This is a genomic window from Cytobacillus pseudoceanisediminis, from assembly GCF_023516215.1.
GTDB lineage: Bacteria > Bacillota > Bacilli > Bacillales > Cytobacillaceae > Cytobacillus > Cytobacillus pseudoceanisediminis.
Genome location: NZ_CP097349.1, coordinates 3,054,973 through 3,081,310, shown reverse-complemented (window position 1 = coordinate 3,081,310; position 26,338 = coordinate 3,054,973). Strand labels below are relative to the sequence as shown.

Genomic DNA, 26,338 nt, shown 5'->3' with positions numbered 1-26,338 from the left:
GCGAAATGAATAGTCGTTCATTTTATGGCAGGAATTTATGTTTATCTGTTGAAATATAATTTAAGCAGGCATTCATAAAAGAAGGAGGAACATGCCATGGCAGTCAAAGATGAATTATACCAGCTGGCAGATAAAATGAACGCTGATCCCGTTCATATCAAGGATGAGAAAAATCGGGTATTTCAGGTGGACCTTGAAGAAAGCGGATCTATCCAGATTTTATTAAAGGAGGGAAAAGTCATAGTGGAAGAAGGGGCTTCCCATGAGCCTGAAGTGACACTGAAACTGTCAGACAAAAACTTTTCTAAGTTATTAAAAGATGATCTCAACACGACCATGGCATTTATGACAGGCAGCCTGAAAGTAGACGGTAAAATGGGGCTGGCGCTGAAGCTGCAGGAAATTGTAAAGAAATATCAATGATAATAAGGCAGCCCCCTCAAACAGGAAGCTGCCTTATTTTATGATAAAAACAGTGCCATCAGGTCTTCATCATAGTACTTTCCATCAATCTTAAGAGCGTGCCTCTCCTTTCCGTAAACCTCGAAGCCAAAAGAAGCATATAGCTTTTTAGCAGGAATATTTTCAGACATTACAGCCAGGTGGATTTGTTCAACCCCATCCCAGGAGCGTGCCTTTTCCACAGCTTTGCCCACCAGGCACTTGCCAACGCCATTCTGACGCCATGACTCTGTAACGTACATCGCATAAATATTGGACCGATGATTTACTTTCAATCCGGTTTCTCGTACTAAACTGACAACACCTATAAGTTTTCCATTTTCAAATGCGCCGAAGTGAAAGGAGTTATCCCCCTTAAATCTTTCACCATACACTTCAGGAGGCCTCCCGGCTTCCTCCTCATAGCTTGAACCAAATGCTTCCGGATTCTTTTTTAACCCTTCCAATCTAATCTCTTTGTAGATTTCAGCATCATCCGGACGCAGAAGCCTAATTTCCATCCTGGACACTCCTTTATTTTTCCTAACCCTTAGATTCTAGTTAACAGGACAAACTCCTTTAACATTTTTCTAAGAAAAGTTTTTTTCTGCTTGTATAAGGGAACAGGATAAAAAAAGTACAGGAGGGATTGGAATGTCTCAGGAAAACAGCAAGGACTTAAAGGATATTGTAAAAGGGCAGAATTCCGCGCAGAAACAAGAACAGTCATTGAAAGATCAGGAGCGTAAGCCGGATCAGCAAAACCGTTTGAAGGACCAGGAGAATATGAGGAAGTAGTTTTAAGAGAGCTATGAAGAATAGCTCTCTTTTTAAAAAGGAAAAATGACTCCCGCCCCGAATAGTAAGCAATGGGTTACTCCTATTGAATATACATATAAAAAGGGGGATGCAGAATGGGAGTGCTGTTTGGTTTAATTATCGCGACTCTGGCCTTCGCTTATGGGATCGACCGAAGAAGGAAAAAGATAAATAATACGATCCAAAAAGGAATCAGCCCAAGTGATAAACCGGGGGAAAGCACGAATTATACGATGGGTGATAATCATTATACCGGAGGCGGACAATAGCCATGGAGTTTTGCGTTATCAGCAAGGCTCTTCTTTTTTCCGGATCATGCTTTCTTCTCCTGAAAATGGGAAAAGCTAAGATTGCCTGGTTTCTACAGGGCATCAAAAAGGGTATAAGGAAACATACATATTGTAACCTTTTTAGATTTGGAGAAGTGGGCTATGAAAAAAGAAGAGTGGAATCCCTATTTGTTTTTATTCTGATTGCATCTGTGTATACGATATTTTTCACGGATGCCGGTTCGCCAATAAAAACCGGTGCTGTCATGCTGTATGCAGCTGTTATTTTTATCAGCGCCTATTCCTTGATGCTTGAGAATCGCAGCCCTAACCAGACCTTGCTGTGGATGTATGTGCTTGTATTTTTTCCGGTTGCCGGCTATCTGTTTTATTTGTTTTCCGGACAGCTTTATTTGAAAGGCCACCTGTTTAAAAGCAAAAGAAGCAGAGACAGGGATGAATGGAAGAAGCTGATGAAAAGAGAAGACACGCCAGATATATCATTCCTGCAGGACAGCCAGCACTGCTTTGCAAAATTCGCCAATAATGTAGCACTGACTCCCCTAAGCACAAATTCAAGGGCAAAAATTCTCAAAAATGGCGAAGAGACTTTTAATGAAATCAAGAAAAAGCTGCATGAAGCAGAAGAGTTTATTCATATGGAGTACTATATTTTCCGCTCTGACAGACTTGGCAAGGAAATCATCAATATTTTGATGGATAAAGCCAGGCAGGGTGTGGAGGTGCTGTTTATTTTTGATGCGGCAGGCAGCATGGGGATTACACTGGAGGATTTGCAGTCCATGGAGGATGCAGGCATTAAGATACGTCCATTTTCTCCGTTGAAGTACGGTTTTTTCAATCAGAAATTCAACTTTAGAAACCATCGCAAGATAGTTGTTATAGACGGGAAAGTCGGCTTTGTGGGCGGACTGAATGTGGGCGTTGAATACCTGGGCGAAAATGAAAAAATCGGTTTCTGGCGGGATACTCACATGCTTCTGAAGGGGGAGGCTGTGTACACACTGCATACGGTCTTTCTCTTGGACTGGGAATATGTAAGCAAGGAAGATGTGCTGGAGGAATACAGAAATGTAAAATATCCGATAGATGATGATGTGCTCGATGGTGCCGTGCAGGTGGTGGCCAGCGGACCCGACACACAGCAGGGAATTATGAGCGATTTATATTATTCAATGATATCCTGCGCGACCAGATCCATTTGGATTGCCACACCTTATTTTGTCCCTGATGAATCCATTCGCACTGCATTAAGGGTGGCTGCGGCTAAAGGAGTGGAAGTGCGCATCCTGGTCCCTGAGATCAATGACAGCTTCCTGACACAATACGCAAGCCGGTCCTATTTTGCGGAACTGCTTCGATATGGCGTTGAAATTTATTCCTATAAAAAAGGCTTTTTGCATCAGAAGATCATTATCGTTGACGGAATCCTCGCTTCAATAGGAACTGCGAACATGGATATGCGCAGCTTCCACTTGAACTTTGAAGTCAACGTCTTCCTATACGGTACAAGCTCCATCCGTGATCTTGTCGCCCATTATGAGGAGGATCTGGAAGAAAGCGAAAAAATAAGCCCCGTCCAGTATTATAAACGCGGATTGGCGGAAAGATCGAAGGAATCCTTCGCCCGGCTGTTTTCCGGGGTCTTATAAAGAAAGTGCCATGGATGTGGCGCTTTTTTTGTGTGGAAAACAGCTTTGCAAATAAAGCAGCTCAATTTGCAAATAAATTAGTGAGGCGGCAAATAGAGCGACATAACTAACAAATATAAGTGAAGCTGCAAATAAAGCAGTTGAACTTGCAAATAAATAAACGAAATTGCAAATAAAGCGGCTGAACTTGCAAACAAAGCGGCTCAACTTGCAAATAAATAACGAAATTGCAAATAGAGCACCAAACCTAGCAAATAAATAAATAAATAAATAAACCTTCAAATAGACCAAGCCCCGTACAAATAGAAATCCGAACTTGCCAATAACCCATTTAAGTCTCCAGACCGAGGCATAATCATCCTCCTTATTGGTCAAAAAAGGAAAAAATCATACTAAAATAAAGGTCAGTACGATATGATTAGAATAGTTTGAAGAGTTAGAAAGAGGGAGGGTTTTTATGCTTTCACAATCAGTCATTCAGGATGTAATTACAGCAGCCCTGGCCACTGGCGGGGATTTTGCGGAAGTGTTTGTTGAGGATCGTTTCACCAATAACCTTGCACTTCAGGGCGGGAAAATTGAGAGCAGCTTATCAGGCAGGGATTATGGGATAGGCATTCGCGTGTTTAAGGGACTGCAGAGTGTTTATGCTTACACAACGGATGGATCAAAGGAAGGTTTGCTGAAAGCTGCGGGCAATGCTGCCCAGGCGATCAGAGGTGAGAAAATCATACAGCCTGCACGGCTGCAAAAGGAAATTATTCCGGCAGTACATCCTATATCTCTGAATCCGCGCGAAGTGGAGAAGATCCGCAAAGTAGATGTGATGAAAAAGGCATCCGAAATTGCCAAAAACTATCACAGCAGCATCCAGCAGGTTACGCTCAGGTATTTGGATGAAGAACAGAATGTGCTGATTGCCAACTCGGAAGGTAAGTTTGTTGAAGATCGCCGGGTGCGAAGCCGCCTTGCCATTCAGTCGATTGCTGCAGAAGGAAATCAAATGCAGCCTGGATTCTATGGACCTGGAGCCCATAAAGGCTTTGAATTCATGGAAAACCTTAACCTTGAACATTATGCCAATGAAGCTTCCCGCATCGCGGTTACGATGCTTGGAGCGGACCCATGCCCGAGTGGGAAATTTCCTGTCATCATCGATAATGAATTCGGCGGCGTTATTTTCCATGAAGCATGCGGACATGGCCTTGAAGCTACATCTGTGGCGAAGGATAACTCCGTTTTTGCAAACCGGATCGGCGAAAAAGTTGCCTCAGATGTCGTTACATACGTAGATGACGGCACGCTTGCCAATGAGTGGGGATCAATTACGATAGATGATGAAGGCGAAAAGGCCCGTAAAAATGTGCTGATTGAAAATGGGATTTTAAAAGGTTACTTGATTGATAAATTCGGCGGACGCAGAATGGGCATGGAGTCGACAGGATCGGGAAGACGGCAGTCCTACCGCTATGCACCGACTTCGAGGATGACCAATACGTATATTGCGAACGGCAAATCCACTCCGGAAGAAATCATTTCAAATACAGAGTACGGAATTTATACAAAATACATGGGCGGCGGCCAGGTGAATACAACAACTGGCGATTATAATTTTGCCGTCATGGAAGCGTACCTTGTAAAAGATGGAAAAATCGGCAAACCTTTAAAAGGTGCTACTTTAATAGGCAATGGCCCGAAAACTCTCCAGCTGGTTGATATGGTGGGGAATAACCTTGATCATGGTGCAGGCATGTGCGGTTCCCTGAGCGGAAGCATCCCTGTCAATGTTGGCCAGCCGATGATCCGCGTAAGCGAAATGACTGTTGGCGGAACAAAGGGGGCGAATAATATGAATCTGCAGGAATTTAAGGAAAAGCTATTTCAGCTTGGCGAGCAGCATGGTTTTACAGATATGGAGCTGTATTATGAGAGAGAGGAGAAGTTCGCCTGCGAGCTTTACAAAGGGGAAATTGATTCCTACGATACTTCCGAAGTGTTCGGAACCTCCTTCCGAGGCCTTTACGAAGGCAGGATGGGCTATGCTTTTACGGAGAAACTGGATGAGGACTCCCTGTCTTTTCTGATCGAGAATGCAAAGGAAAACTCTCAGTTTATTGAAGATGAAGTACAGGAAGAAATCTTTGCCGGCAGCGAAAGATATGAAAAAGGAAACTACTATTCAGCTAATCTTGCGGAGGTCACAATCCCTGAAAAAATGAACCTGCTTAAGGAAATAGAAAAACACATCTATGCATATGATGAGCGGGTAACCGGGACTGATTATTTCATGCTGAGGAGCGGTGAAACGGAAAGGGTTCTTCTCAACAGCAAAGGCCTGAAACTCAGCGAAAAGAACAATCATGCCGGCATTTATGTATCAGTTATCGTTAAGCAAGGAGATCTAGTGAAAAACGGAGAATACTCCAAGTTTACGAGAGACTTTTCCATCTTGAATCCTGAGGAAATTGCCAAGCATGCAGTAGAAGAAGCCTTATCTCAGCTTAATGCCAGAAGTGCTGAAAGCAAGAAATATCCCGTATTATTGAGAAATGATGCTGCCAGCGCCCTCCTTCAGACATACATCCCTATCTTCTCAGCGGAAAATACCCAAAAAGGGCAATCGGCTTTAAAGGGCAAAACAGGGGAGATCATTGCGGCAGCGTCATTGAATATAGTGGATGATCCATATTTAGAGGAAGGTCTGCTAAGCTCAAATTTCGACAGCGAAGGGGTCGCCACTGCCAGGAAAGATATTGTGAAAGACGGCAGACTTGTTACCTTGATGCATAACCGCAAAACGGCTCAAAAAGATGGTGTGGAATCGACGGGCAATGCTTACAAAGCTTCTTATAAGGGCGCTTTAACGGTAGCTCCAACGAACCTTCTTGTCATTCCATCTGATCAAGGCTATGACGAGCTGTTATCATCGCTGTCAGAGGGCATAATCATAACCGAATTATCCGGCCTCCATTCCGGTGCCAACACCGTATCAGGGGACTTCTCCATTGCGGCTAATGGCTATTATGTCAAAGACGGTAAAGTGCAAAATGCAGTAAACCAAATGACGATTGCCGGAAACTTCTATGAGCTATTGAATAATATTGAAGCCATCGGCTCAGATCTGGAATTTTCGATGGGGTTCATGGCCACAGGCTATATTGGTTCGCCATCTTTATTAATCAGGGAACTGGCTGTGACGGTTGAATAATTAAAAGATAATGGCACACTACTGTAATACGTGGTGTGCTTTTTTAATTGTGTGAGAATTAAAAGTATCTAGAGATAAATAAAAGCTGCTGTATAAGCTGAAAAATCTTCTGGAAAAATAAAGGATATTCTTTCAAGGAATAGAAATATTGCTGTTAAACAAAAAAGGAGGCAATGAGATGGACCTAATTGAAACCAGCCGCCTAATTCTTCGCAGTCTTACCCACGACGATGCACCCAAGGTAGAAGAATATGCCAGTGATTATGATGTGGCCAAAACAACACTAAATATTCCCCATCCCTATCCGGAAGGGGGAGCAAGGGAGTTTATTACAAGCATCCTGGAAGCAGAGAGAAACGGTAAAATTGCGATTTTCGCCATAACGAAAAAAGAGGATAATAGCTTAATAGGACTCATCAATATAACAGGCACTAATGCAAACAGAAGAGCAGAAATCGGCTATTGGATCGGCAAGCCGTTCTGGGGAAAAGGGTATGGTACAGAGGCAGCCAGGGCAGTTATTAAATATGGATTCGAAGAGCTGAACCATAACCGCATTTATGCCCTTGCTTTTACAGACAATCCTGGATCATGGAGGATTATGGAGAAATCAGGAATGAAGCATGAAGGAATTTTGCGCCAGCATGTAATGAAAGACGGCAGGCCGGTAGACCTGACTTATTATGCGATATTGCTGGAGGAATATATAGGGGAAGGTGCAGCCATTTGAATCGCTGTCCGCATTATGTTTCAATGGAAGCAAATCATTTTTTATATGGAGGTTCATGTGCGGATCATTGCTTCCCATCCTTTTATAACAGTCAGCCGGAAGATCGATTGGAATCAGCAGCAATACATTGAAAAGGAACTTTATCTTCATTTATTTGAGGATCACATCCTTTCGCCAACGGATAAATTTCTCCTTGATGAAGTTTGGGATATGTCATACAGATCTTCCAATTGCGAAATTGGTTTTCTCTATCTTCATACCAATCGAGGGCTATTCTCTTTTCAAGTAAAGTCTGAGCCAAACCAGTTTATAAATCTTTATAGAAATCTGAAAAAGTAACAAAGCCGGAATTGTCATACACAGCAATTCCGGCTTTGTTATTAAGCCTGTTGGGCCAGTCGTACAAGCATATGGGCCAGCTTATGCTTTTCTTCATCATTGCCAGCTTTCCATAATTCTTTCAGAAGCTGTTCCTCGCGGTTTTTTGGCTCCACATTTTCAGCCAGGTAGCCAGCCACCTTTTCCGCTGTTACCGCAAGCTGTTCCTCATTTAATCCCAGCTTTTTGCCAAGCTCGATTCTTTCAGCCAGATAGCTTTTAAACTCGTCGAAATTGCTTAAAATATCTTCGGCCCTTTCATTTGACATCTTGTCCATTACATTCTTGATATTTTTTGTATCCAATTCACCATCTTGTTTGATTACATGATCCTGTTCATTCATTTAACAGACCTCCCAAAAGAACGTTTTCTTATTAAATATCCTTTTGGGGGCCAACCTAAACTTGTTTATATCTCGCTGGATGGAGATTCCTGAACAGCTTTCAATTTCTTGAATTTTAATTTTGACATAATAACGCCAATTTCATATAGCCCGATAAGGGGCACAAGGACAAGAATCTGTGAAAATAAATCAGGCGGTGTAATTAGAGCTGATACAACAGCCATGATCAAGTAAGCGTATTTTCGCATCGAGCTGAGCATGGCTGGGGTAACAATGCCGATGGTTGTCAGAAACAATAACAGCAAAGGCACTTCAAACAGAAAACCAAAAGGAATGGTCGACATCAGCAGAAAAGAAAAATATTCCCTGGCAGTGATCATCATCGCAAAATGTGATTCACCCAATAGCATTAAAAACTGATAAATAGCAGGGAATATAATAAAAAAGCCGAAGCAAAGACCGCCGATAAAGCTGAAGAGAATAGCCGGAAAAAATATCAATGATACTTTGCTTTCTTTTTCCGTTAATGCGGGCCTCACAAATAGCCAGACCTGATATGAGATAAAAGGAAGCGAAAGCCCAAGGCTGATGCTTCCTGCAATTCCCGTGTACATCTTAATCACATCCAGCGGTCCAAGCATGACAAGCTCATGATCATTCGCGAGCATAGGGATCAGTCTGTTGATGAAAAACAGACAAAGGGCAAAGCTGGCTATAAAGAAAATCAGTGATCGAATCAGCACTTTTCTTAGATCTGTTAAATGCTCTACAAGGGTTTGTTCATCCGTTTTCAATCTAAACCCTCCTATTAAAGCGGTTTATCCTTCCGGTCAGCCGTTTCGATTGGACGTTTTTTTGAATCGGGTTCCTCATCATCACTCATAATTTCTCTGGCTGATTTCTTGAATTCTGATAAGGTCCTTCCAAAGGCAGACCCGATTTCCGGAAGCTTTTTAGGACCAAAGATAATTAAGGTAATAACAAGGATGATAATTAATCCGGGAATTCCGATATTTGAAAGCCCCATGATGTTCACTCCTTTTTGTGGATTTTTAAAAAGGTGAGTAAGTGCGCCTGCCCCCTTAGGTTTCGGGGGCGGGCAAGGCGCTTCCGCCTTTCTTATGCAAGCAGTCCGCCTTCTTTGCTGTATTTGATGATTCCTTCAGCAGCACGGTAGGCGAGTGCACCAACTGTTCCTGTCGGGTTATACCCTCCGTTGTGAGGAAAAGCGGATGCGCCAATGACAAATACATTTTCTGCATCCCACATCTGCAGATAGTTGTTTACAGCTGATGTTTCGGGCTCAGCCCCCATGATCACGCCGCCGGTATTGTGTGTTGTCTGATAAGGGACGATGTCATAGTGCTCCAGCTGCTGCCGGTCATTAATTTTTGATGGTCCCATCTCCTTCATGATGTTGTCGGTGATTTTTCCAATATAGTTATAAAGATTCTTATCCTGCTCGGTGAAATCGTATGTCAGGCGTAACAGCGGAAGCCCGTAGGCATCTTTATAAGAAGGGTCTAAGTCCATATAATTGTGCTGCACAGGCATGGATGCTCCCTGTGTCCCAATGCTTAAAGCCCTTGTGAAATACTTAATGGAATTCTCCTTGAACTTGCTGCCCCATTTCGGTGTATCAGTCGGAACCATATTATATTGAATCGGACGGTATCCTGATTGGTTTAGGGAAATGGAGCCCCCATGGATAAAGCCCAGATCCGAGTGGTCAAAATTGTCTCCATTGTAATCATCCACAGTAGCACCAAGAGCACCGGCACCCATGAATGTATTAAATTGTTCTTCATCAAAAAATCCAGCTGATCCGGGAAGGATCTGGTAGCAATAATTCTTTCCAATAACCCCTGACCCTGTGTCAGGATTGTATGGACGCCCCAGTTTGGATGTCAGCAGCAGGCGGGTGTTGTTCATGACATAGCTTGTCAGAATAACCATTTCTGCCGGCTGGATGAATTCTTCCTTCGTTTGCACATCCACATAGCGTACTCCAGTTGCTTTTTTGCCGTCGTGAATAATTTCTGTTACATTCGAAAAGTTGCGGATATCCACATTGCCAGTTTCTTTGGCAAACGGAATGACGGCAACGGTCGGATCTGCCTTGGCACCATATTCACAGCCGAAGCGTTCACAAAACGCACAATACTGACATGGAGCCAGCTTGGCGCCATATTGGTTTTCATATGCCTGGCTCATATTGCCGGATGGCATATGGTAAGGTTTCATTCCCAATGATTTCGCTGCCTCTTTAAATCTTGCTGTAATGGGTGTTTCCTTCATTGGAGGATTTGGGAACGGATTCGCTCTCTTTGGCCCTAGCTCACCTTCCTCACCGCCAATTCCTGCCGCCTTCTCAAATTCATAGAAATAAGGCTCCAATTCATCGTATGTAATGCCCCAATCCTGAACTTGAAGCCCCTTAATCTTTGCTTCTCCATATTTTTTAACCGTCTGTGATTTAATTTCGAAGTCATAAGGCAAAAAGCGGAAAGTATGGCCATTCCAGTGGACACCGGATCCTCCTAAGCCTTCACCAAGCAAAAAGGAACCAAGCTGACGCATCGGAAGAGCTCTTTCTTTCCCCTGGTTACGGAAGGTAATCGTTTCTTTTGAAAGGTCCTGCATTAATTCATAGCGGATTCCATAGCGAAGTTCATCATGGACAACATAGTAGTCCTTGACACCGCGCTCTTTTCCCCGCTCCAGGCCGACCACTTTTAATCCCTGTTTCCCTAGTTCAGCCGCAATGATTCCGCCGGCCCATCCAACTCCTACAATGACGGCATCTGTTTTAGGCAATGTTTTAGCCATTTTTTATCACTTCCTTAAGAGATAGTTCTATTTCGTATATGAATGGAGGCTATTTGGTTCAATTTCCACAAATTTTTCAGACTCAATTTGATTGATATAGCTCATCTGATGGCCAGGAAAGTCTTTCATTTTCCAACCTTCCATATTCTTGTTTCCGGCATAGGCAGGATCTGCGTAAACGCCTTCAATAGTTGCTGCCCGGAGAATATTAAAAAATGTCCTGGAAGTGACACCCCGGAGCTCTACTTTATCCTCCTCAAAAGCGGTAAGGATTTCATCCTGCTGTTCACCCTCCAGTTCAGCGAAAGGCTTATTAAACTTATCATTGCTGTAGGTCTGCAGGGCAACAAGGCCGACATCAAAGACTTCATGCCGTTTTAAAGGGGACTGGTAACCCTGAAAGTTTGAGCCTGGGAAGAAAGGGCCCTGCATATATTCCCTTGTATTGTTTCCCCATGAGCCCGCAAGCTGGTGGTCAATAAAAAATGGAACATCCAAATCATTAGCGCCAGGGCCATTTTCATCCTTTGGATAAATTCTCTCAACGGCCGCCTGAAGGATTCCGAATATCTCGGGGTTTGTGAAATATAAAGGTGACTGCTGATAGGCAACCTGATCATGCCCGTTTGTATGGGGATTCTCTTCCGTTGCTGTACCGTCTTTATTCATGTTTGCGCCAATTAAGCCGCCAAGAATGCCGCCTCCTACCAAACCGCCGGCAACTAACCCGGAATTACGGATGAATCTCCTCCGGGACATGGTTGATTCTTGTTTTTGTTCATGTTCAGACATTTATCTAGAAACCTCCTTTTATTTGCCATTATGGTGAAAAAAATACATGTCTAAACAATGATCAGGAATTTTTTTAGCAGATAGGGAGAAAAGAAGAGGGGTTTTAGGGGATTTAAGGCATTAAAAAAGATGCAAACCGATTGGTCTGCACCTTTTTTAAGTCCGATGACGGACAACCTGAGGATTATGATTTGCATAGGGCCGAACCGATTTTAAATATATCGGTTATAGACGAGAGTGCCTTTCGAACGCTCTGCAAACCCTCCCTGGTTTCTTGCAATGCCAATGACGAACCTTGAAGTCGCTGTTACGCTTTTCATCGTCAACCAGTCCCTTCTGTTTTGTTATTGGCCTTGCATTATTTGTTTACCACGAGATCTTGACTTAAAACCTATTTCTTTAAAAAATGAAGTTCTTTTTCTATTCAGTTTTATCCCTTATGGATAAAATAAAAGAAAGGAAGTGAAACGCAATGAATACGAAGAAAGAAATCCGTGAGTACATATGGAATTTTCTCGAGGAAAACAAGCTTGGCCGCTTTCCGTTTCCTTTAAAAAATAGAATCCCCAATTTCAAAGGAGCTGAAAAAGCGGCTGCATTTGTTTTTACTATGCCTGAGTATAAAGAGGCTAAGGTAATTAAAGTTAATCCTGATTCTCCGCAGCTGCCGGTCCGTGCACAAATTTTGAAAGATGGAAAGACATTGCTGGTTCCAACTCCAAGGCTGAAAGCAGGATTTATTATGGTAAAGCCGGAATGGGTCCCACCCGGGGAGGAGCGAAAAGCAGCGAGCCTTAAGCATATCCACTCATATGGTAAAGAAGTTCCTCTCACCGAATTGCCGAAAATTGATTTGTTTTTTGCCGGATCAGTGGGTCTTCACCGGGATGGCCGGCGTGTCGGAAAAGGGGAGGGCTATGCCGACCGTGAATATGCGATAATCAGAGAATTGGGAAATCCCGAAATCCCTGTAATTGGAACAGTGAATAGCGCCCAGGTTACAGAGGCAGATATCCCGAGGGACCCATATGATTTGACTGTCGACTGGATTGCCACTGAAAAGGAACTGATCAAAACCAACACGCCATATCCAAAACCAAACGGGATTCAATGGGATCTTGTAACGGAGAAGGAAATGGAAGAGATGCCGGTTTTGCGTGAAATATGGGAGTTAACAAAAGGAAAGGCAGCCAAGTAATTGACTGCCTTTCAAGCTTTCACTTCATCCATTTTCTTTAAAACATCATCAATCTTTGCGTGATTTTCAGGGGATTCATCAATATGCTTCCATAAAATCTTTCCCTGTGGCGAGAAAAGCCATGTCCCGCCTTGAATGTAGACATCCTGGGTCTTCATGGATTTCATGACAAATTCCTTCTGTTTTTCATTATCAGGGACAAAGCCCTTCACTTTTCCTGTTATAAATCCAAATGCTGCTTTTGAAAGGAGCTTCCACTTTGGCATTGTTTTATGTCCCATTCCTCTATAAGCTTCCCGGGATGGATCGCTAAGGATTGGAAAAGGGAACGGGCCGAATTGCTCAAGGAATTGATTGATGAATGTTCCTTTAGAAGGAGCAATGACAATGACTTGAAAACCTCTGGCTTCCAATTCACTTATGCGCTCGCGCAACTGCGCAAGATATTCTCTGCACACCGGTCAGCCAAGATGGCGGACGAAAACAGCCATTGTATATTGGCCATTAATGGCCTGTTCAAGCGTAATATTTTTATCAGGATTTTGGGTTTCCAAAATATAATTCATTATTATCCCGCCTTTCGGATTTACTTCTGATCATACCTAATCTTTTTGAAGGAATAAAGAAATGATGCTTGCACATAAAAAAACAGGAGTTCGCACTCCTGTTTAGTCCCTGCTCCCCAAAATTCCAAAAATACGAAGAATATTAATGAACAGGTTAATAAAATCAAGGTATAGGTTAAGAGCCATTAAAGGCACTTCTTCCGGTGAAACTCCATAATGCTTCATGCGGTTGAAATCGAATAGCACATATCCGCTGAATACAAGCACTCCGATGAAGGAGAATGCCAGCATCGCGTTAGAGCTTAACGGCCAGAAGATGCTGAAAATAGAGATTGCAATAAGGGCAAGCAATGCTGCCATCAGCATGCCGCCAAGAAAAGATAAATCCCGCTTGGTTGTCGTAGCGTATACAGCCAGGCCTGTAAACACAACCGTTGTCGCTGCAAGTGCGACCAGTACGGGGTTCGGGCCAATGGCAGCCAGGTAATGGGCAACAATCGGATAGGTCGTCATCCCTGAAATAAATGTAAATACATACAGGAATGGATACCCGATGGCCTTTTTGCGGCGAAGCAGGAAAGCGAAAAGCAGCATTCCGAGTTCAAGAATCATGAGCGGCAAAAACAGGGCTGGAGGGACGAAAACACCCGCCATCGTTCCGATAAAAGCAATACCCAATGATAAGGCGAATGCCCGTAAAACAGAAGGCAAATAACTATTATTTGCGGTTTGCTGTACATACATTTGTTTCATTTCTCCCCTAAAATCATTTGTATATGTATATACGTCAGAACTATTATATAAGTTTCATCATTTATTGGTTTTTTAAAAGGTCTCTTATTTCCGTTAATAGCTCAACGTTTTTATCCACAGCTGGGGCAGGCGTTGCTTCTTCTTTCTTTTTAAAACGATTGTTGATAATCCTGATAAAGATGAAAATAGAGAATGCCACGATGAAGAAATCAACCACATTCTGTATGAATAAACCGTATTTGACCTCAGCTCCTCCAACTTTTACCATCAGATCCGTAAAGTCAACTCCGCCCATCAGCAATCCAACAAGCGGCATGATGATATCATCTACAAGAGAAGATACAATCTTTCCGAAGGCAGCTCCGATAACAACCCCGACAGCCAAATCAAGCACATTTCCCTTCAGGGCAAATTTTTTAAACTCATTCCACATAACATGTCACCTTTCTAAGAAAATTAACGTAATTATACTATAGAAGAATAAATGAAAACCAGATAAAGAAGCCCCTATTGACAGAAACAGGCTTTTTCTCTATAGTAACAATGACAATTATATTTCGAATATTCCCGTGTGAGCGGGAGAGGTTCATAGCTTCACCCTCTATAAAAAACTATGGCTTTGATTATAATAATCAACCATATCCATAAGAGGATATGGTTTTTATTTTTTAAGCTGTACTTTTTGGACCTCTTCTTAGGATCAGCGGGATCGTATAAAGGGAGGCTTTTTTATGTCAGGAAGAAAAGATGAGGAATTAACGGATATTACGCTATTGGGAAATCAGGGTACAAAATATCTTTTTGAATACTCGCCTGATATTCTGGAGGCTTTTGACAATAAGCATCCAAACCGCGATTATTTTGTAAAGTTTAATTGCCCTGAGTTTACGAGTCTTTGCCCGAAAACAGGACAGCCGGATTTTGCGACCATCTATATCAGCTATATTCCGGATCAGAAAATGGTAGAGAGCAAGTCATTAAAGCTATATCTTTTCAGCTTTAGAAATCATGGCGATTTCCATGAAGACTGCATGAATATCATTATGAACGACCTTATTGAATTAATGGACCCGCGCTATATTGAGGTTTGGGGCAAATTTACGCCACGTGGCGGAATCTCCATTGATCCGTATTGCAACTACGGCAAGCCGGGGACGAAATATGAAAAAATGGCAGAATACCGTTTAATGAACCATGACCTTTACCCGGAGACAATTGACAATCGTTAAGATCCTAGCTTGCTTAAAGTGAAATTTTAAAATAATATCAAAAAGGCAGAGCAATCTGCTTTTTTTGTTGCAGAAAATATACATAAGTGGGATTATATTCAGGGAATATTCTGTATTTTATGGTACGTTACTAAATAAAGCTCTGAAGGGGGACAAAATGAAGAAAGGCGTACATAAAAAAGATCCGCGCTTTAAAATCGCAGAGAGAGAGGCGTGGATTGGCATTGGTCTGGTGCTCTTCAATTTTGTATGGTGGTATGGGTTTGCCTATGGGATGGGGTCTGGGCCTGCTGGTGAGTATACATATATTTGGGGGTTGCCTGCCTGGTTTTTCTGGAGCTGCGCAGCAGGATTTGCCGTAATGGTGATTCTGGTAACAGCAGCTGTTAAGTTCCTGTTTAAAGAAGTTCCGTTTGAAGAAAACGGGGAAGGGGGAGAATCTGAATGAATTGGCAGGTAATTTTTCCTCTTCTCATCTTTTTAATTATTATTTTTCTCGTAGGCTTATGGTCCAGCAGAAAGATTGATACCGGGAGTTCGTTCCTGCAGGATTATTTTCTTGGAGGAAGGCAGCTTGGCGGTTTTATTCTGGCTATGACGATGATTGCAACCTACGGAAGTGCCAGCAGTTTCATTGGAGGTCCCGGCGTTGCTTACACACAGGGGCTTGGCTGGGTGCTGCTTGCGATGTCACAGGTTGTCACAGGTTATTTCGTTCTCATGGTGCTGGGGAAAAAGTTTGCCATCACAGCAAGAAAGTATAATGCTGTGACGCTCATCGATTTTCTAAAAGAACGATATAACAGCAGATGGGTTGTCTGGCTATCCTCTCTCAGCATCATTATTTTCCTTTTTTCTGCCATGGCTGCCCAATGGGTTGGCGGAGCAAGATTAATTGAGTCACTGACAGGATTAAGCTATTTGTCTGCTTTATTCATTTTTGCGGCTTCTGTTATGGTCTACGTGGTTATCGGCGGCTTCCGTGCTGTTGCCGTAACGGATGCTGTCCAAGGCGGAATCATGTTCATCGGCACCATGATCCTTCTGGTTGCTGTTATTATGGCAGGTGGAGGAATACCGAATATTATCAGCGACCTGTCTTCAGAAAATCCGAATCTGATTACACCGTTTGGCTTTGATGGCGGATTGACTCCTTTATATGTATCCTCATTCTGGATTCTTGTGGGAGTTGGAGTTGTAGGCCTTCCTCAGGTCGCAGTGAGGGCCATGTCATATAAAAATGCCAGAGCCATGCACAGGGCCATTATAATCGGAACAATAGTAGTCGGCTTTATCATGCTTGGCATGCATTTAATTGGCGTATTTGCCCGTCCTATTCTTCCGGGGATTGAAGTGGGAGATAAAGTTATGCCGTTGATTGCCATGGAAGTTCTTCCTCCATGGCTTGCGGGAATTGTACTGGCTGCACCGATGGCTGCCATCATGTCAACAGTGGATTCCCTGCTCCTCCTGGTCAGCTCGGCGATTGTGAAAGATGTCTATATTAATTACATTAAGCCTGATGCCAAAGAAGCTGCCATAAAGAAACTGAGTTTTGCGGTTACAGCCCTGCTTGGAATTCTGGTTTGCATCATGGCTCTCAGTCCGCCCGATTTGCTGATCTGGCTGAATCTCTTTTCTTTTGGGGGACTGGAAGCAGCATTCATATGGCCAGTTGTGCTGGGCCTATATTGGGCTAAGGGAAATAGATATGGGGCTGTGGCCTCGATGATAACCGGAACTGCTTCGTATATTTTATTCCATACTTTTTATCCAAATGCATTAGGCATGAATACAGTCGTATTGCCTATTGCTTTGTCACTTGCTGCATACGTATCTGTAAGTCTATTGACCGAAAAACATGCATCGGCACCAGCAGAAATATAAGCATTAGGCTCCGGAAACTATTCCGGGGCCTCTTGTCTCTTACTGTAAAACGCTGATAAATAGGGCATATGGCGTTTTATTCAACCGTGTAAGTAAAGCAGGAGAAGAGTCATATATAAAGGAAACGGGAGGAAACCCTTGTTTTTGTAAAAAAATGAGCATATTGATAGGTTTGTAGAAACGATCCCTATTTGTTACACTTAATTAGTTGAAACGTAATTGTAACATTTGACTTTAAATGGAAATGTTTTTATAACATTAGGGAGAATATAATGAAAAATTTAATAAATATGATCATGATTGCCATGCTGTCATCCGTTATAGCAGGATGTTCAAATGAAATAAATGCATCTTTAAATACAGAAGAAATAAAATTTGAAAAAGAAGATAAAGTGGAAGCTGAACAGAATACATCAGCTGTACAAGAGGTCGGGAAAGAGAAAAAAGATACTGTTTGGCTTGAAGGCAAGTCACTATTCCAGGTGGACGCAACAGATGGAAAAATGAAATATACAGTTTATCTATATGCTGAAGATGAAAGAAGAACCATTCTGGAAGAGGACAGTGCGAAAGGGAAGAAAGGCGATTCTTATTTTACAGGACATTACTCAGTTTACCTGGCTGAGAAAGGGTCGAAAGAGGCTTATAGACAGGAAGCTTTGAATAACAGTGCTGAATTGTCATTTAACCCTTCGAAGGAGCAGGTTTACACTCAGAAAATGAGGAATAAAACCATCATTTCGATTTTTCAGTCCAAGGGGGAAAATGCGGTTAAGGGCCAACTGCTGGCGATTAAAGATGGAGAAGTGCTTAAAATCAATACAGAAAAAGAAGTGGTCACTTCCTCCAAAGCGAAAATAAAAAATATTAATCAGAAGTATCTTCAAACTGCCCAAAATAAGAATGATAGATGGGTTATTTCAACATGGCTATTTAATGAAGAAACCCTTTCGATGAGCCTGCATGACCGAATAGAGCTGAACAAAGAAGATCATTCTGATATCGACTGGATGAATCTGTGGTTAAAAGAGGAAGCCCTATACTATCCTTTTAAAAACCTGGCACTCAGCGTGGATGCCATTGAAAAAGCCAAACAGGGAATTCCGCTCGGAAGCCCTTATCCAATTGGCACAAACATATCTGAAATTAAGAAGTCAGATCCAAATTATATTAAGGAAGGGTTTGAAAATGGAAGCCCTTTTGTCATGTACCCTGAAATCAGCTATTATTTTGAACGGGAAACCGGAAATGTAACCGCAATTTCTATTCCTGGACAGCGGGTGAGAACTTTCATTGACGAGATTACTGCTATGTTTGGCACTCCTCTTGAAGTAAGGGAAGAGGTGCTGTCAGGTAAAACCATTTCCACCTACTTGGCAGATAAATATTCCATCGAATTCATTTCCGATTTTGAAGGAAATGTTAGTGAAATAGTATTGATGAAAACAAAAAACCATGCGGCACAATGACCGCATGATTTTTTTGTAAAATAAGAAAGTATTATACTTTGAACTTCAAGAACCGTCTAGCGCAAGCAGCCTACCCCCTCAGGGTCACAAGCTTGTCTAGCTCCGGCTCCTAGGGACTCGGGGTCATAAGCCATTTCCTTTCAGAAGGAATAATGCCTTCTTACAGGAACCGTCTTATGCCTGTCGTCCCTGGGCAGTCGCCTCCACATTTCGGGCAAGCCACCCAAAAGGCAAAGGACGCCTTTCCGGGAGGCTCGTCTTGTGCTTGAGGCCCACAGGATGTGGGTCATGCAGACGTTGCCACAGGACGTGGCGTACTTAGTCTGCGTTCCGGGCAATGCGGTTCAGCTTTAAAATGCCCAATCACCTTTCCTGAACACGGGTTCAGCGTTGCCGTCTTCAGTAATTCCATCGATATCCATTTCAGCGGAGCCGATCATGAAGTCAACATGTGTTAAGCTTTCGTTCAAGCCGTTTTCAGCCAGTTCTTCACTAGACATTTTCTTGCCGCCTTCAATGCAGAATGCATACGCACTGCCGATCGCAAGGTGGTTTGAAGCATTTTCATCAAATAAAGTATTATAGAAAAGCAGGTTGGACTGTGAAATTGGCGAGTTGAAAGGAACCAGAGCCACTTCACCAAGATAGTGGGAGCCTTCATCTGTCTCAACAAGCTGCTTAAGAATCTCTTCGCCTTCTTCGGCCTTCACATCGATAATACGGCCGTTTTCAAATGTCAGGCTGAATTTGTCGATGATATTTCCGCCATAGCTTAAAGGTTTTGTGCTGGAAACCGTGCCGTTAACACCTGTCTTGTAAGGTACCGTAAATACTTCTTCAGTTGGCATGTTAGCCATGAATTCGTGCCCCTGTTCATTTATGCTGCCTGCCCCCACCCATAAGTGGCCTTTTGGAAGCTCGATTGTCAGGTCTGTACCTGGAGCTTTATAATGAAGCTTCTGATATCGCTTGCTGTTCAAATAATCCACTTTTTCATGAAGTGTTTCATCATGCTTTTTCCAGGCTTCAACCGGGTTATCCAAATCAGCGCGAGTTGCTTTGAATATAGCTTCCCAAAGCATATCCACACGTGATTCTTCCGGTGCGTCAGGGAATACCATGTTTGCCCAGGCTTTAGATGGAGCTGCAATGACTGTCCAGCTTACTTTATCGGACTGGATGAATTTGCGGTATTTTGCCAGCGCCTGTCCTGCAGCTTTCTGGAAGCTTGAGATTCGTTCTAATTTCACGCCTTTCAGCAAATCAGGGCTTGCCGAAACGATTGACATGAATGCCGCACCCTTTTCAGCTAAATCTTCGACTTCCTTCGCACGCCATTCAGGGTATTCGGAGAAAGACTCATCCGGTGCCAAGTCGTACTTTGTGCGAGTGACCGCATCATCGCTCCAGTTCACAACTACGTTATGAGCTCCTGCTTCATAGGCCTTTTTAACAATTGTACGAACCAGTTCAGCTGCATCAAGCGTTGTGTTAATTACAAGCGTCTGTCCCTTTTGCACGTTTACACCAACTTTTACGGCAAGCTCTGCGTATTTCTCTAAATTCGTTTGAAAATGACTCATTATGTATTCTCCTTTGTCAGAATCTTCATTTTCATTGTAGCTGTTCTGTTCGCAAAAAGAAACCTATTGAATTGAAATTCGTGCTCGAGAACCTTGGGTCTCCATCTATGGACGGAGACATAATTAAAAAGGAACCTTATACAGATTCCTTTTTGGCATGGGATGCATTATTTCTTTCAGGCAAAGCAAACATCAGCCAATACAAAAACGCACTTACAACAGCCAGCAGCGCCAGTATGAAGAATGTCCAGTCATATCCGATCCAGACTGTAAGCGGAATGGAGATAGGTGCAATGGTTTTCCCGATTGTAAATCGAAGGGAGGCAGCTGCAAAGTACTGACCCCGCATATGATCTGGAGCAATTTTTGATACATAGCTCTGCTGAAGGCCGGCTGTCATTAATTCACCCATAGTGAAAACGGCCATAGCCAGAATTAATCCCCATATCCATTGCGTTTGCCCTAACATGATGATGGCTGCTGCATAAGTAAGAGATGATAAAATAAAGACATTTCTTTCTTTGTACTTTAACATCATTTTCGTTACGGCTACGGTAAATAAGGCTACGAGGAAGCCGTTCTCAGACAGCAGAATGCCAAAAGCCTGTTCTCCCTGAACAGAAAAGTACCAGTCATTCCATTTAAAAAGCGCCTGATTATGAACAGCTTCATTTGTATAGACAGGTAATAATAGATCAAGCTGCATAAAAGTCTGTGCAGCCAGAACACCTGCTATGATAAAAAGGAGAAAGGTTTTGTCCCTGAAGATAATGCCATAATCTTTCGTTTGCTTTAATAAAACTGCATGCCATTTACTATTTTCGCTTTCTGCAAGTATTTGTATTGGCAATGTTTCCCTTGTCCACCGGGAAAGGATGAAAGATAATAGGATACAGATAATGCCGGCGGCCATAAGAAGCTGAAAACGGTAATGGACATAGAAAATGGCTCCTAAAATGGGACCCACCACAACAGCAATATTAATTGAAGTGTAAAAAATAGCAAATACCTGGCTTCTGTCCTTTTCCTCGACCACATCTGCAACCATTGCCTGGCTTGCCGGCCAATAAAATGAACCGAATATTCCCACAAAAGCAAAGCAGATAAAGCCAAGCACCGGAGAATCCAGCCAGGGTGAACTGGCAAATCCAAAAATGATGAATGAAAGTCCCTGTCCAAATGCAGAGAGAACCATCATTTTCTTGCGGCCAAAGCGGTCAGCTGTATAACCGCCCATTAAGTTGGCAAGTACGGAGAATACCTGAGAAAAAATGAGCAATAAACCAGCCTTGTCTTTTCCGAATTCATCCGCGAAATAAATCGTTAAAAACGGGAAGAACATCCAGAATGTAATATTCATAAGCGCTTCCCCAAATAACCTTACTTTTAAATTCTTATCCCAATCTTTTATTTTCATGCTGTTTCCCCAACTTCAATCTCAGAATAACGCTATCATACTACCAAAATTGAAAAAAACACAAGAAGACTTTTTCCAAAAAAGCCAAGCCTTGATTAGGCTTGGCTTTTCTTAATCAATATACAAAAAACATCAAGACCGTAGTAACTATGCCAACCCATATGGCCAGTAATGCACAGTAGCCCATTATATGACGAATATGAAGGCCAACCACACTCAGTATAGGAAGGGCCCAGAAAGGCTGGATCAGATTCGTCCAGGCATCACCCCAGCCTACAGCCATAGCCGTAATGGCAGGATCCACACCAAGCTGGAGACCGGCAGGCACTTGAAGCGGCCCCTGCAATGCCCACTGCCCGCCGCCTGAAGGAGCAAGAATATTGACGAGACCGGCGGACCAATAGGTGAATATATCAAAGGTGTCTTTACTTGCTATGGATGCCATCCCATTAATTATAGACTCTGCTAACCCGGAGCTGCCGAGAACGGCGATAATCCCGGCGTAAAATGGAAATTGCAGAATGATAGGAGAAATGGCAGAACCCGCTTCTTTAAAAGCATTGGCGTATTGTACGAGCGATTTATGAAGGATGAGGCCTAACGATAAAAAGGCAATATTGATAATATTCAAGTCAAGGTCACGCCCGTTTACAAACTCAAATATGACATAGATTACCCCGATTAATCCGGTAATGATGCCGAGAAAGGGTGTTCTTTCAAGCTTTCCGGCGGGAGTTTTTAAAACTTCCTTCTGTTCAGCGTCCTGCTTGGGTGCCTTAGGGGGAACGTATGAGATAATGCCTTTTTTGGGTGCCATCAGCACAATGAAAATTGGCATAGTCATTACAAGAGCAATTAAAATAGCAATTGTTCCAGGATGGAAAATGGTCTCCGAAGTGGGGATGACGCCAGCCGCTTCCTCGAGAAAATGGCCCTTGGTCGCAACAGTCAAACCAATTGAGCTTGATAAACCAGCCGTATAAAGAGCAGTTGGTGCATAGGCTGCAGCCACCAATAGGGGGAAGTGTGCGTTCTGATTTCTTTTCCCAACTTCACGGGCAATAATGGCGCCAACGACAACAGCAAGGCCCCAGTTAATATAATAAGCAGCAGATGAAACGAGAAAAGTCAGCACGTAGGCCTGGTTGGCTGTCTTCGCTTTTGAGGACAGCTTTTCAAGTATACGCTGTACAGAAGGAACTGAAGCAAGCGTCATGCCTGTCATTAGGAGGAGCACCATTTGCATGGTAAAAGCAAGATACACCCAGAAGCCGTCACCGAAGGATTTAAATAGCTCAACAGGTTCGGAAGGCTTCATGAAAAACCCTGCAATAAACACAAACAGAGTCATTAATACCGCAATGACAAAGGCGTCCGGGAGATACCTTTCCACAAGCTTGGAGAAACGGTCTGCCACTCTGGTTAACATCTTTTCACTCTCCTTTCAGTATTAGTACATGCTATGGAGAGGACAAGCTGTGTATGCCTGTTCATAAAGAAAGAGCCCTGGCATCAGCCAGGGCTATATATTAATCCTTATCTTCCATGGCAGCCTTAAGCAAATCGCCAAGGCTTGTTCCAAAGGAATCTTCCTTCTGGGTGTATTTCTGAACAAGTTTTCGCTCTTCCCGTTTGTTGACGGCTTTCTTTTTGTCCTGTGCTTTTTCCACCACATTGCATGGCCGGCACTGGAAGTAGGCTCCTGCTTTGCCCTGGTGGATTTCCATTTTTTTGCGGCACTGAGGGCAGCGGCGGTTTGAAAGCTTTGGATCTTTGCGCTTTCGGAAATTACAATCAAGATTGGAACAGACAAGTATTTTTCCGTCATTGGTATTTCTTTCTTTTAGGAAGGAATCGCATTCTGGACATTTTGAGCCCGTGAGATTATGGGCACGGTAAGATTTATCGCTCTTTTTAATTTCTGAAACCAATGTCCGTGTCTGCTTGCGGATATTCTGCAAAAACTCTTTGGGATCTGCTTTTCCGCGTGCAATTTTCTCCAATTCCTGTTCCCATTTAGCAGTCAGTTCCGGTGATTTCAGATCTTCATTCACCAGGTCCATCAGCTGTTTGCCCTTTTTAGTCGGAAACAGACGTCCATTTTGCCTTTCGATCGCTTCCGTATCAAGGAGCCGTTCAATGATTTCCGCTCTAGTCGCAGGTGTTCCCAAGCTGTATTTTTCCATCTGGGTCAATATGTCAGCTTCGGAATAGCGAAGAGGAGGTTCAGTAAGCTTGGCGGACAATTCAGCCGTTTGTACCGTAAAGCTCTGTCCTTTTGAGATGTTCTTCAGGCTCTGTTTTCCTGTTTCTTCATCACTGCTGCGTTCAACCTTGCGATAACCCAGGTCGATAACTGCTGTTTCCCTGGCAGTGAATGTCTCACTGTTAACTTCTATCGAAGCATGGATAGTTTCATACTTATAAGGGTTATGGAAAATGGCCAGAAATCTGCGCAGAATCAATTCGTACAGCTTCCGCTCATCAGCAGATAAATCACTGAGGTGTACACGTTCTTCAGTCGGAATAATTGCATGATGATCAGTTACTTTTTCATTATTAAAGACCCGCTTTGCCAGGACCTTGCCCTGATTCGCAAGGATCGGCTTCACTTCGTCCTTATAGGAAGCTGCAATGCCATGAAGGCGATCCATCATGGTGGCTTCCATATCTTTTGTCAAATAGCGCGAGTCAGTACGCGGATAGGTGACGAGCTTATGCTGCTCATAAAGTTTCTGCAGCACATTCGATGTTTTCTTGGCGGAGAAGCCGTAACGCTTATTGGCGTCACGCTGCAGCTCCGTCAAATCATAAGGAAGCGGCTGCGGCTCTGTTTTTTCCTTCCGGATAATGGAGTGGATAACTGCTTTTTGCCCCTTCACTTTAGAAAGGACTCCATCAGCTGCTTCTTTAGAAAAGATGCGCTTTTCACCATTTTTCTCCCAATCAGCCTGCAGGGGGCCAATTTGAGCGCGAATCGTCCAGTACTCTTTTGGAACAAATTTTTGAATTAATGCTTCCCTATCCATCACGAGAGCCAGTGTCGGTGTCTGCACCCGTCCAGCGGATAGGGGATCCTTGTATTTAGTAGTCAGGGCCCTTGTGACATTCAGCCCGATAAGCCAATCGGCCTCTGCACGGCAGACGGCGGATTCATACAAATCTTCAAATTGTTTTCCTGGCTTAAGCTTTTGGAAGCCGTCCCGGATGGCGCGGTCCGTTACAGAAGATATCCATAAGCGTTTGATTGTCTTGCGCCAGCGGATTTTCTCCAAAATCCAGCGTGCGACAAGCTCCCCTTCGCGTCCTGCATCAGTAGCAATGATAATTTCCTTAATATCCTTCCGCTTTGCCAGGTTCTCAATCGCTTTATACTGGTGGCTGGTCTGCTTCATCACCTTCAGGCCCATTTGATCAGGAATAATCGGCAGATCCTCCAGATTCCAGTTTTTGTATTTGCTGTCATAATGCTCAGGCATCTTTAACTCGATTAGATGGCCAAGAGCCCATGTCACGATATATTTATCGCCTTCCATATAGCTTTTATGAGATTGCCGGCATCCCAGAACCCGTGCAATTTCACGGGCAACACTGGGCTTTTCAGCAAGAACAAGTGATTTCATAAGAACTCCTTTCAAATTACATTCAGCCATTTCTGTACAAACTAAGTATAGCTGAAATTAATCAATATTTGTAATAGGATAATCTTTGATGGGCAGTGAAGTGAATAACTGCCTAAGTTGTATTGCTTTTCATCAGCCACAATTCATTCTACAATGAACTTACCAGTTTGTTTACAAATAGAAAGAGACAAGGTGAAATGAATGAATGCAAAAAATCGGCTTCTTTATGATTACATTCAGGAGAATTCAATCAATATCACAGATATGTGGCTGTCTTTAAGGGATAAACAGAAAGGTTCCATTTATTCTGCAGATGCAGACCCTGCTTATGAGAAGCTCCTGAGAGAACAAAATACATTTACCAACCGCACCGTTTCAGCAGCTCTGATTGATGAGGACACTTTTAACGAGAATATGGAAGAATGGGCCATTACAGTAGCGGAGAGCAGAGTGGATTCTAATACGCCCATTTTTCAAGTGCTTGAAGCTTTAAGCAATGTGCGGGAAACCTATTGGCATTTTGTTGAAAAGTTCATTAACGAAAACAAGTCTGAAGTCACAGCAGATGATGTATTGAAATGGAGCACAATTATTAACAAGGCTTTTGATAAGCTCATTAATAAATTTTCAGAGAAGTATTATCAATTAACGACCAACAGGCTTGTTGCCCAGCAAAGTCTGATCAATGAACTTGGAACTCCTGTTATTCCGATAAAAGACCATACAGCTGTACTCCCTCTTATCGGAAATATAGACACCGAACGTGCACGAATCCTGCTGGAGGAAATTCCGAAAAAATGTGCAAAAGAAGATGTAGAACATCTATTCATTGATTTATCAGGTGTGGCCATCATCGACACGATGGTTGCCCATCAAATATTCTCTTTAACGACAGCTTTAAAGCTGCTGGGGGTAAAATCCACCATCTCCGGCATCAGCCCTGAAGTTGCCCAGACTTCCATTCAGCTTGGCCTGGACTTCACAGGCATTAATACTTACGGTACATTAAAGCAAGCACTGAAAAGACAAGACATTGAATGAAATCAAGCTGGCAGAAATGCCGGCTTCTTATATAGCTATAATAAAAACGCTTTACTGTGTTACCATTCTAACAATCTAACTTGTTAAAA

Annotated in this window: 26 protein-coding genes, 1 pseudogene and 1 riboswitch; of the genes and pseudogenes, 14 read left to right on the top strand and 13 right to left on the bottom strand. The window is 43.0% G+C overall.

The features are described from left to right. Positions 1-96 precede the first annotated feature (96 nt). Positions 97-423 (top strand): SCP2 sterol-binding domain-containing protein, encoded by a 327-nt coding sequence (locus M5V91_RS16545; protein ID WP_251173987.1) that lies wholly within the window; start codon positions 97-99, stop codon positions 421-423. Positions 424-461: 38 nt separating this feature from the next. On the opposite strand, the gene M5V91_RS16540 is transcribed toward M5V91_RS16545, so the two are convergent. Continuing rightward, entirely contained in the window at positions 462-962 is a 501-nt protein-coding gene (locus M5V91_RS16540) for a GNAT family N-acetyltransferase (RefSeq protein WP_009334948.1), read from the bottom strand. A gap of 133 nt (positions 963-1,095) precedes the next feature. Between M5V91_RS16540 and M5V91_RS16535 the strand changes: the two genes are divergently transcribed. From M5V91_RS16535 to M5V91_RS16505, 7 genes and pseudogenes are all read left to right on the top strand, one after another. Further along, the gene (locus tag M5V91_RS16535) at positions 1,096-1,239 is read left to right on the top strand and encodes a hypothetical protein (protein ID WP_019382565.1); all 144 of its coding nucleotides are present in this window, start codon (positions 1,096-1,098) and stop codon (positions 1,237-1,239) included. A 116-nt stretch (positions 1,240-1,355) separates the two neighbouring features. Further along, complete coding sequence (locus M5V91_RS16530) at positions 1,356-1,529, top strand: hypothetical protein (protein ID WP_009334947.1); 174 nt, start codon at positions 1,356-1,358, stop codon at positions 1,527-1,529. 2 nt (positions 1,530-1,531) lie between these two features. Continuing rightward, on the top strand, positions 1,532-3,202 hold the full coding sequence (gene cls, locus M5V91_RS16525; protein WP_284521344.1) for a cardiolipin synthase: 1,671 nt from the start codon (positions 1,532-1,534) through the stop codon (positions 3,200-3,202). Between the two features lie 457 nt (positions 3,203-3,659). Then, positions 3,660-5,042, top strand: a pseudogene (locus M5V91_RS16520) (TldD/PmbA family protein); the annotation flags it as partial. Further along, the gene (locus M5V91_RS16515; RefSeq protein WP_369425990.1) at positions 5,019-6,410 is read left to right on the top strand and encodes a TldD/PmbA family protein; all 1,392 of its coding nucleotides are present in this window, start codon (positions 5,019-5,021) and stop codon (positions 6,408-6,410) included. The pseudogene M5V91_RS16520 and the gene M5V91_RS16515, both read left to right, overlap by 24 nt. Before the next feature lie 178 nt (positions 6,411-6,588). Then, positions 6,589-7,140 (top strand): GNAT family N-acetyltransferase, encoded by a 552-nt coding sequence (locus M5V91_RS16510; protein WP_009334943.1) that lies wholly within the window; start codon positions 6,589-6,591, stop codon positions 7,138-7,140. A gap of 57 nt (positions 7,141-7,197) precedes the next feature. Beyond that, positions 7,198-7,479, top strand: a complete 282-nt coding sequence (locus M5V91_RS16505) for a hypothetical protein (protein WP_009334942.1) — start codon at positions 7,198-7,200, stop codon at positions 7,477-7,479. A 41-nt stretch (positions 7,480-7,520) separates the two neighbouring features. Here M5V91_RS16505 and M5V91_RS16500 read toward each other — a convergent pair whose 3' ends face one another. The 5 genes from M5V91_RS16500 to M5V91_RS16480 all read right to left on the bottom strand — a co-directional run bounded on the left by M5V91_RS16500 (position 7,521) and on the right by M5V91_RS16480 (position 11,483). Then, a complete protein-coding gene (locus tag M5V91_RS16500; RefSeq protein ID WP_071155842.1) occupies positions 7,521-7,862 on the bottom strand; it encodes a DUF3243 domain-containing protein in 342 nt (113 codons plus the stop codon). Between the two features lie 65 nt (positions 7,863-7,927). After that, positions 7,928-8,656, bottom strand: a complete 729-nt coding sequence (gene tatC, locus M5V91_RS16495; protein ID WP_071155844.1) for a twin-arginine translocase subunit TatC — start codon at positions 8,654-8,656, stop codon at positions 7,928-7,930. A gap of 14 nt (positions 8,657-8,670) precedes the next feature. Continuing rightward, positions 8,671-8,889: a twin-arginine translocase TatA/TatE family subunit gene (gene tatA / locus M5V91_RS16490; protein ID WP_009334939.1), complete on the bottom strand. Its 219-nt coding sequence runs from the start codon at positions 8,887-8,889 to the stop codon at positions 8,671-8,673. A 92-nt stretch (positions 8,890-8,981) separates the two neighbouring features. Beyond that, positions 8,982-10,691 (bottom strand): GMC family oxidoreductase, encoded by a 1,710-nt coding sequence (locus M5V91_RS16485; RefSeq protein ID WP_009334938.1) that lies wholly within the window; start codon positions 10,689-10,691, stop codon positions 8,982-8,984. A gap of 27 nt (positions 10,692-10,718) precedes the next feature. Next, entirely contained in the window at positions 10,719-11,483 is a 765-nt protein-coding gene (locus tag M5V91_RS16480; protein WP_217025769.1) for a gluconate 2-dehydrogenase subunit 3 family protein, read from the bottom strand. 472 nt (positions 11,484-11,955) lie between these two features. On the opposite strand from M5V91_RS16480, the gene M5V91_RS16475 reads away from it, so the two are divergent. Then, positions 11,956-12,681 carry a 5-formyltetrahydrofolate cyclo-ligase gene (locus tag M5V91_RS16475; RefSeq protein WP_251173983.1) on the top strand — a complete coding sequence of 242 codons (726 nt, stop codon included), beginning with the start codon at positions 11,956-11,958 and terminating at the stop codon, positions 12,679-12,681. An 11-nt stretch (positions 12,682-12,692) separates the two neighbouring features. Here M5V91_RS16475 and M5V91_RS16470 read toward each other — a convergent pair whose 3' ends face one another. The 3 genes from M5V91_RS16470 to mscL form a co-directional block, all read right to left on the bottom strand. Next, the gene (locus M5V91_RS16470; protein ID WP_019380282.1) at positions 12,693-13,115 is read right to left on the bottom strand and encodes a peroxiredoxin-like family protein; all 423 of its coding nucleotides are present in this window, start codon (positions 13,113-13,115) and stop codon (positions 12,693-12,695) included. A 234-nt stretch (positions 13,116-13,349) separates the two neighbouring features. Next, the gene (locus tag M5V91_RS16465; protein ID WP_009334934.1) at positions 13,350-13,991 is read right to left on the bottom strand and encodes a Bax inhibitor-1/YccA family protein; all 642 of its coding nucleotides are present in this window, start codon (positions 13,989-13,991) and stop codon (positions 13,350-13,352) included. Between the two features lie 70 nt (positions 13,992-14,061). Further along, entirely contained in the window at positions 14,062-14,433 is a 372-nt protein-coding gene (gene mscL, locus M5V91_RS16460; RefSeq protein ID WP_019380280.1) for a large conductance mechanosensitive channel protein MscL, read from the bottom strand. A 142-nt stretch (positions 14,434-14,575) separates the two neighbouring features. Beyond that, positions 14,576-14,621, top strand: a riboswitch (PreQ1 riboswitch). Positions 14,622-14,731: 110 nt separating this feature from the next. On the opposite strand from mscL, the gene queF reads away from it, so the two are divergent. From queF to M5V91_RS16440, 4 genes are all read left to right on the top strand, one after another. Continuing rightward, positions 14,732-15,229: a preQ(1) synthase gene (gene queF, locus M5V91_RS16455; protein WP_009334932.1), complete on the top strand. Its 498-nt coding sequence runs from the start codon at positions 14,732-14,734 to the stop codon at positions 15,227-15,229. 157 nt (positions 15,230-15,386) lie between these two features. Then, complete coding sequence (locus M5V91_RS16450) at positions 15,387-15,677, top strand: YhdT family protein (RefSeq protein ID WP_009334931.1); 291 nt, start codon at positions 15,387-15,389, stop codon at positions 15,675-15,677. Next, complete coding sequence (gene panF, locus M5V91_RS16445; RefSeq protein WP_019380279.1) at positions 15,674-17,116, top strand: sodium/pantothenate symporter; 1,443 nt, start codon at positions 15,674-15,676, stop codon at positions 17,114-17,116. The genes M5V91_RS16450 and panF overlap by 4 nt, the downstream gene beginning before the upstream one ends. 272 nt (positions 17,117-17,388) lie before the next feature. Continuing rightward, on the top strand, positions 17,389-18,585 hold the full coding sequence (locus M5V91_RS16440; protein ID WP_019380278.1) for a hypothetical protein: 1,197 nt from the start codon (positions 17,389-17,391) through the stop codon (positions 18,583-18,585). Between the two features lie 350 nt (positions 18,586-18,935). Here M5V91_RS16440 and M5V91_RS16435 read toward each other — a convergent pair whose 3' ends face one another. The 4 genes from M5V91_RS16435 to M5V91_RS16420 all read right to left on the bottom strand — a co-directional run bounded on the left by M5V91_RS16435 (position 18,936) and on the right by M5V91_RS16420 (position 25,208). After that, positions 18,936-20,168 (bottom strand): aminopeptidase, encoded by a 1,233-nt coding sequence (locus M5V91_RS16435; RefSeq protein ID WP_251173982.1) that lies wholly within the window; start codon positions 20,166-20,168, stop codon positions 18,936-18,938. A 136-nt stretch (positions 20,169-20,304) separates the two neighbouring features. Beyond that, positions 20,305-21,585, bottom strand: coding sequence for an MDR family MFS transporter (locus tag M5V91_RS16430; protein ID WP_251173981.1), 1,281 nt, complete (start codon positions 21,583-21,585; stop codon positions 20,305-20,307). Between the two features lie 115 nt (positions 21,586-21,700). Further along, complete coding sequence (locus tag M5V91_RS16425) at positions 21,701-23,014, bottom strand: short-chain fatty acid transporter (protein ID WP_251173980.1); 1,314 nt, start codon at positions 23,012-23,014, stop codon at positions 21,701-21,703. A 100-nt stretch (positions 23,015-23,114) separates the two neighbouring features. Next, positions 23,115-25,208: a DNA topoisomerase III gene (locus M5V91_RS16420; RefSeq protein ID WP_251173979.1), complete on the bottom strand. Its 2,094-nt coding sequence runs from the start codon at positions 25,206-25,208 to the stop codon at positions 23,115-23,117. 201 nt (positions 25,209-25,409) lie between these two features. On the opposite strand from M5V91_RS16420, the gene M5V91_RS16415 reads away from it, so the two are divergent. Further along, on the top strand, positions 25,410-26,249 hold the full coding sequence (locus M5V91_RS16415; RefSeq protein ID WP_251173978.1) for an STAS domain-containing protein: 840 nt from the start codon (positions 25,410-25,412) through the stop codon (positions 26,247-26,249). The last annotated feature ends 89 nt before the right edge of the window (positions 26,250-26,338 follow it).

Coding starts and splice junctions, on each gene's coding strand:
- M5V91_RS16420 (WP_251173979.1), bottom strand. CDS start 25,208: ATGAAATCACTTGTTCTTGCTGAAAAGCCCAGTGTTGCCCGTGAAATT.
- tatA (WP_009334939.1), bottom strand. CDS start 8,889: ATGGGGCTTTCAAATATCGGAATTCCCGGATTAATTATCATCCTTGTT.
- queF (WP_009334932.1), top strand. CDS start 14,732: ATGTCAGGAAGAAAAGATGAGGAATTAACGGATATTACGCTATTGGGA.
- M5V91_RS16500 (WP_071155842.1), bottom strand. CDS start 7,862: ATGAATGAACAGGATCATGTAATCAAACAAGATGGTGAATTGGATACA.
- M5V91_RS16425 (WP_251173980.1), bottom strand. CDS start 23,014: ATGTTAACCAGAGTGGCAGACCGTTTCTCCAAGCTTGTGGAAAGGTAT.
- M5V91_RS16415 (WP_251173978.1), top strand. CDS start 25,410: ATGAATGCAAAAAATCGGCTTCTTTATGATTACATTCAGGAGAATTCA.
- M5V91_RS16430 (WP_251173981.1), bottom strand. CDS start 21,585: ATGAAAATAAAAGATTGGGATAAGAATTTAAAAGTAAGGTTATTTGGG.
- panF (WP_019380279.1), top strand. CDS start 15,674: ATGAATTGGCAGGTAATTTTTCCTCTTCTCATCTTTTTAATTATTATT.
- M5V91_RS16435 (WP_251173982.1), bottom strand. CDS start 20,168: ATGAGTCATTTTCAAACGAATTTAGAGAAATACGCAGAGCTTGCCGTA.
- M5V91_RS16540 (WP_009334948.1), bottom strand. CDS start 962: ATGGAAATTAGGCTTCTGCGTCCGGATGATGCTGAAATCTACAAAGAG.
- M5V91_RS16530 (WP_009334947.1), top strand. CDS start 1,356: ATGGGAGTGCTGTTTGGTTTAATTATCGCGACTCTGGCCTTCGCTTAT.
- mscL (WP_019380280.1), bottom strand. CDS start 14,433: ATGTGGAATGAGTTTAAAAAATTTGCCCTGAAGGGAAATGTGCTTGAT.
- M5V91_RS16440 (WP_019380278.1), top strand. CDS start 17,389: ATGAAAAATTTAATAAATATGATCATGATTGCCATGCTGTCATCCGTT.
- M5V91_RS16485 (WP_009334938.1), bottom strand. CDS start 10,691: ATGGCTAAAACATTGCCTAAAACAGATGCCGTCATTGTAGGAGTTGGA.
- M5V91_RS16450 (WP_009334931.1), top strand. CDS start 15,387: ATGAAGAAAGGCGTACATAAAAAAGATCCGCGCTTTAAAATCGCAGAG.
- M5V91_RS16480 (WP_217025769.1), bottom strand. CDS start 11,483: ATGTCTGAACATGAACAAAAACAAGAATCAACCATGTCCCGGAGGAGA.
- M5V91_RS16510 (WP_009334943.1), top strand. CDS start 6,589: ATGGACCTAATTGAAACCAGCCGCCTAATTCTTCGCAGTCTTACCCAC.
- M5V91_RS16515 (WP_369425990.1), top strand. CDS start 5,019: ATGACTGTTGGCGGAACAAAGGGGGCGAATAATATGAATCTGCAGGAA.
- cls (WP_284521344.1), top strand. CDS start 1,532: ATGGAGTTTTGCGTTATCAGCAAGGCTCTTCTTTTTTCCGGATCATGC.
- M5V91_RS16475 (WP_251173983.1), top strand. CDS start 11,956: ATGAATACGAAGAAAGAAATCCGTGAGTACATATGGAATTTTCTCGAG.
- M5V91_RS16545 (WP_251173987.1), top strand. CDS start 97: ATGGCAGTCAAAGATGAATTATACCAGCTGGCAGATAAAATGAACGCT.
- M5V91_RS16465 (WP_009334934.1), bottom strand. CDS start 13,991: ATGTATGTACAGCAAACCGCAAATAATAGTTATTTGCCTTCTGTTTTA.
- M5V91_RS16535 (WP_019382565.1), top strand. CDS start 1,096: ATGTCTCAGGAAAACAGCAAGGACTTAAAGGATATTGTAAAAGGGCAG.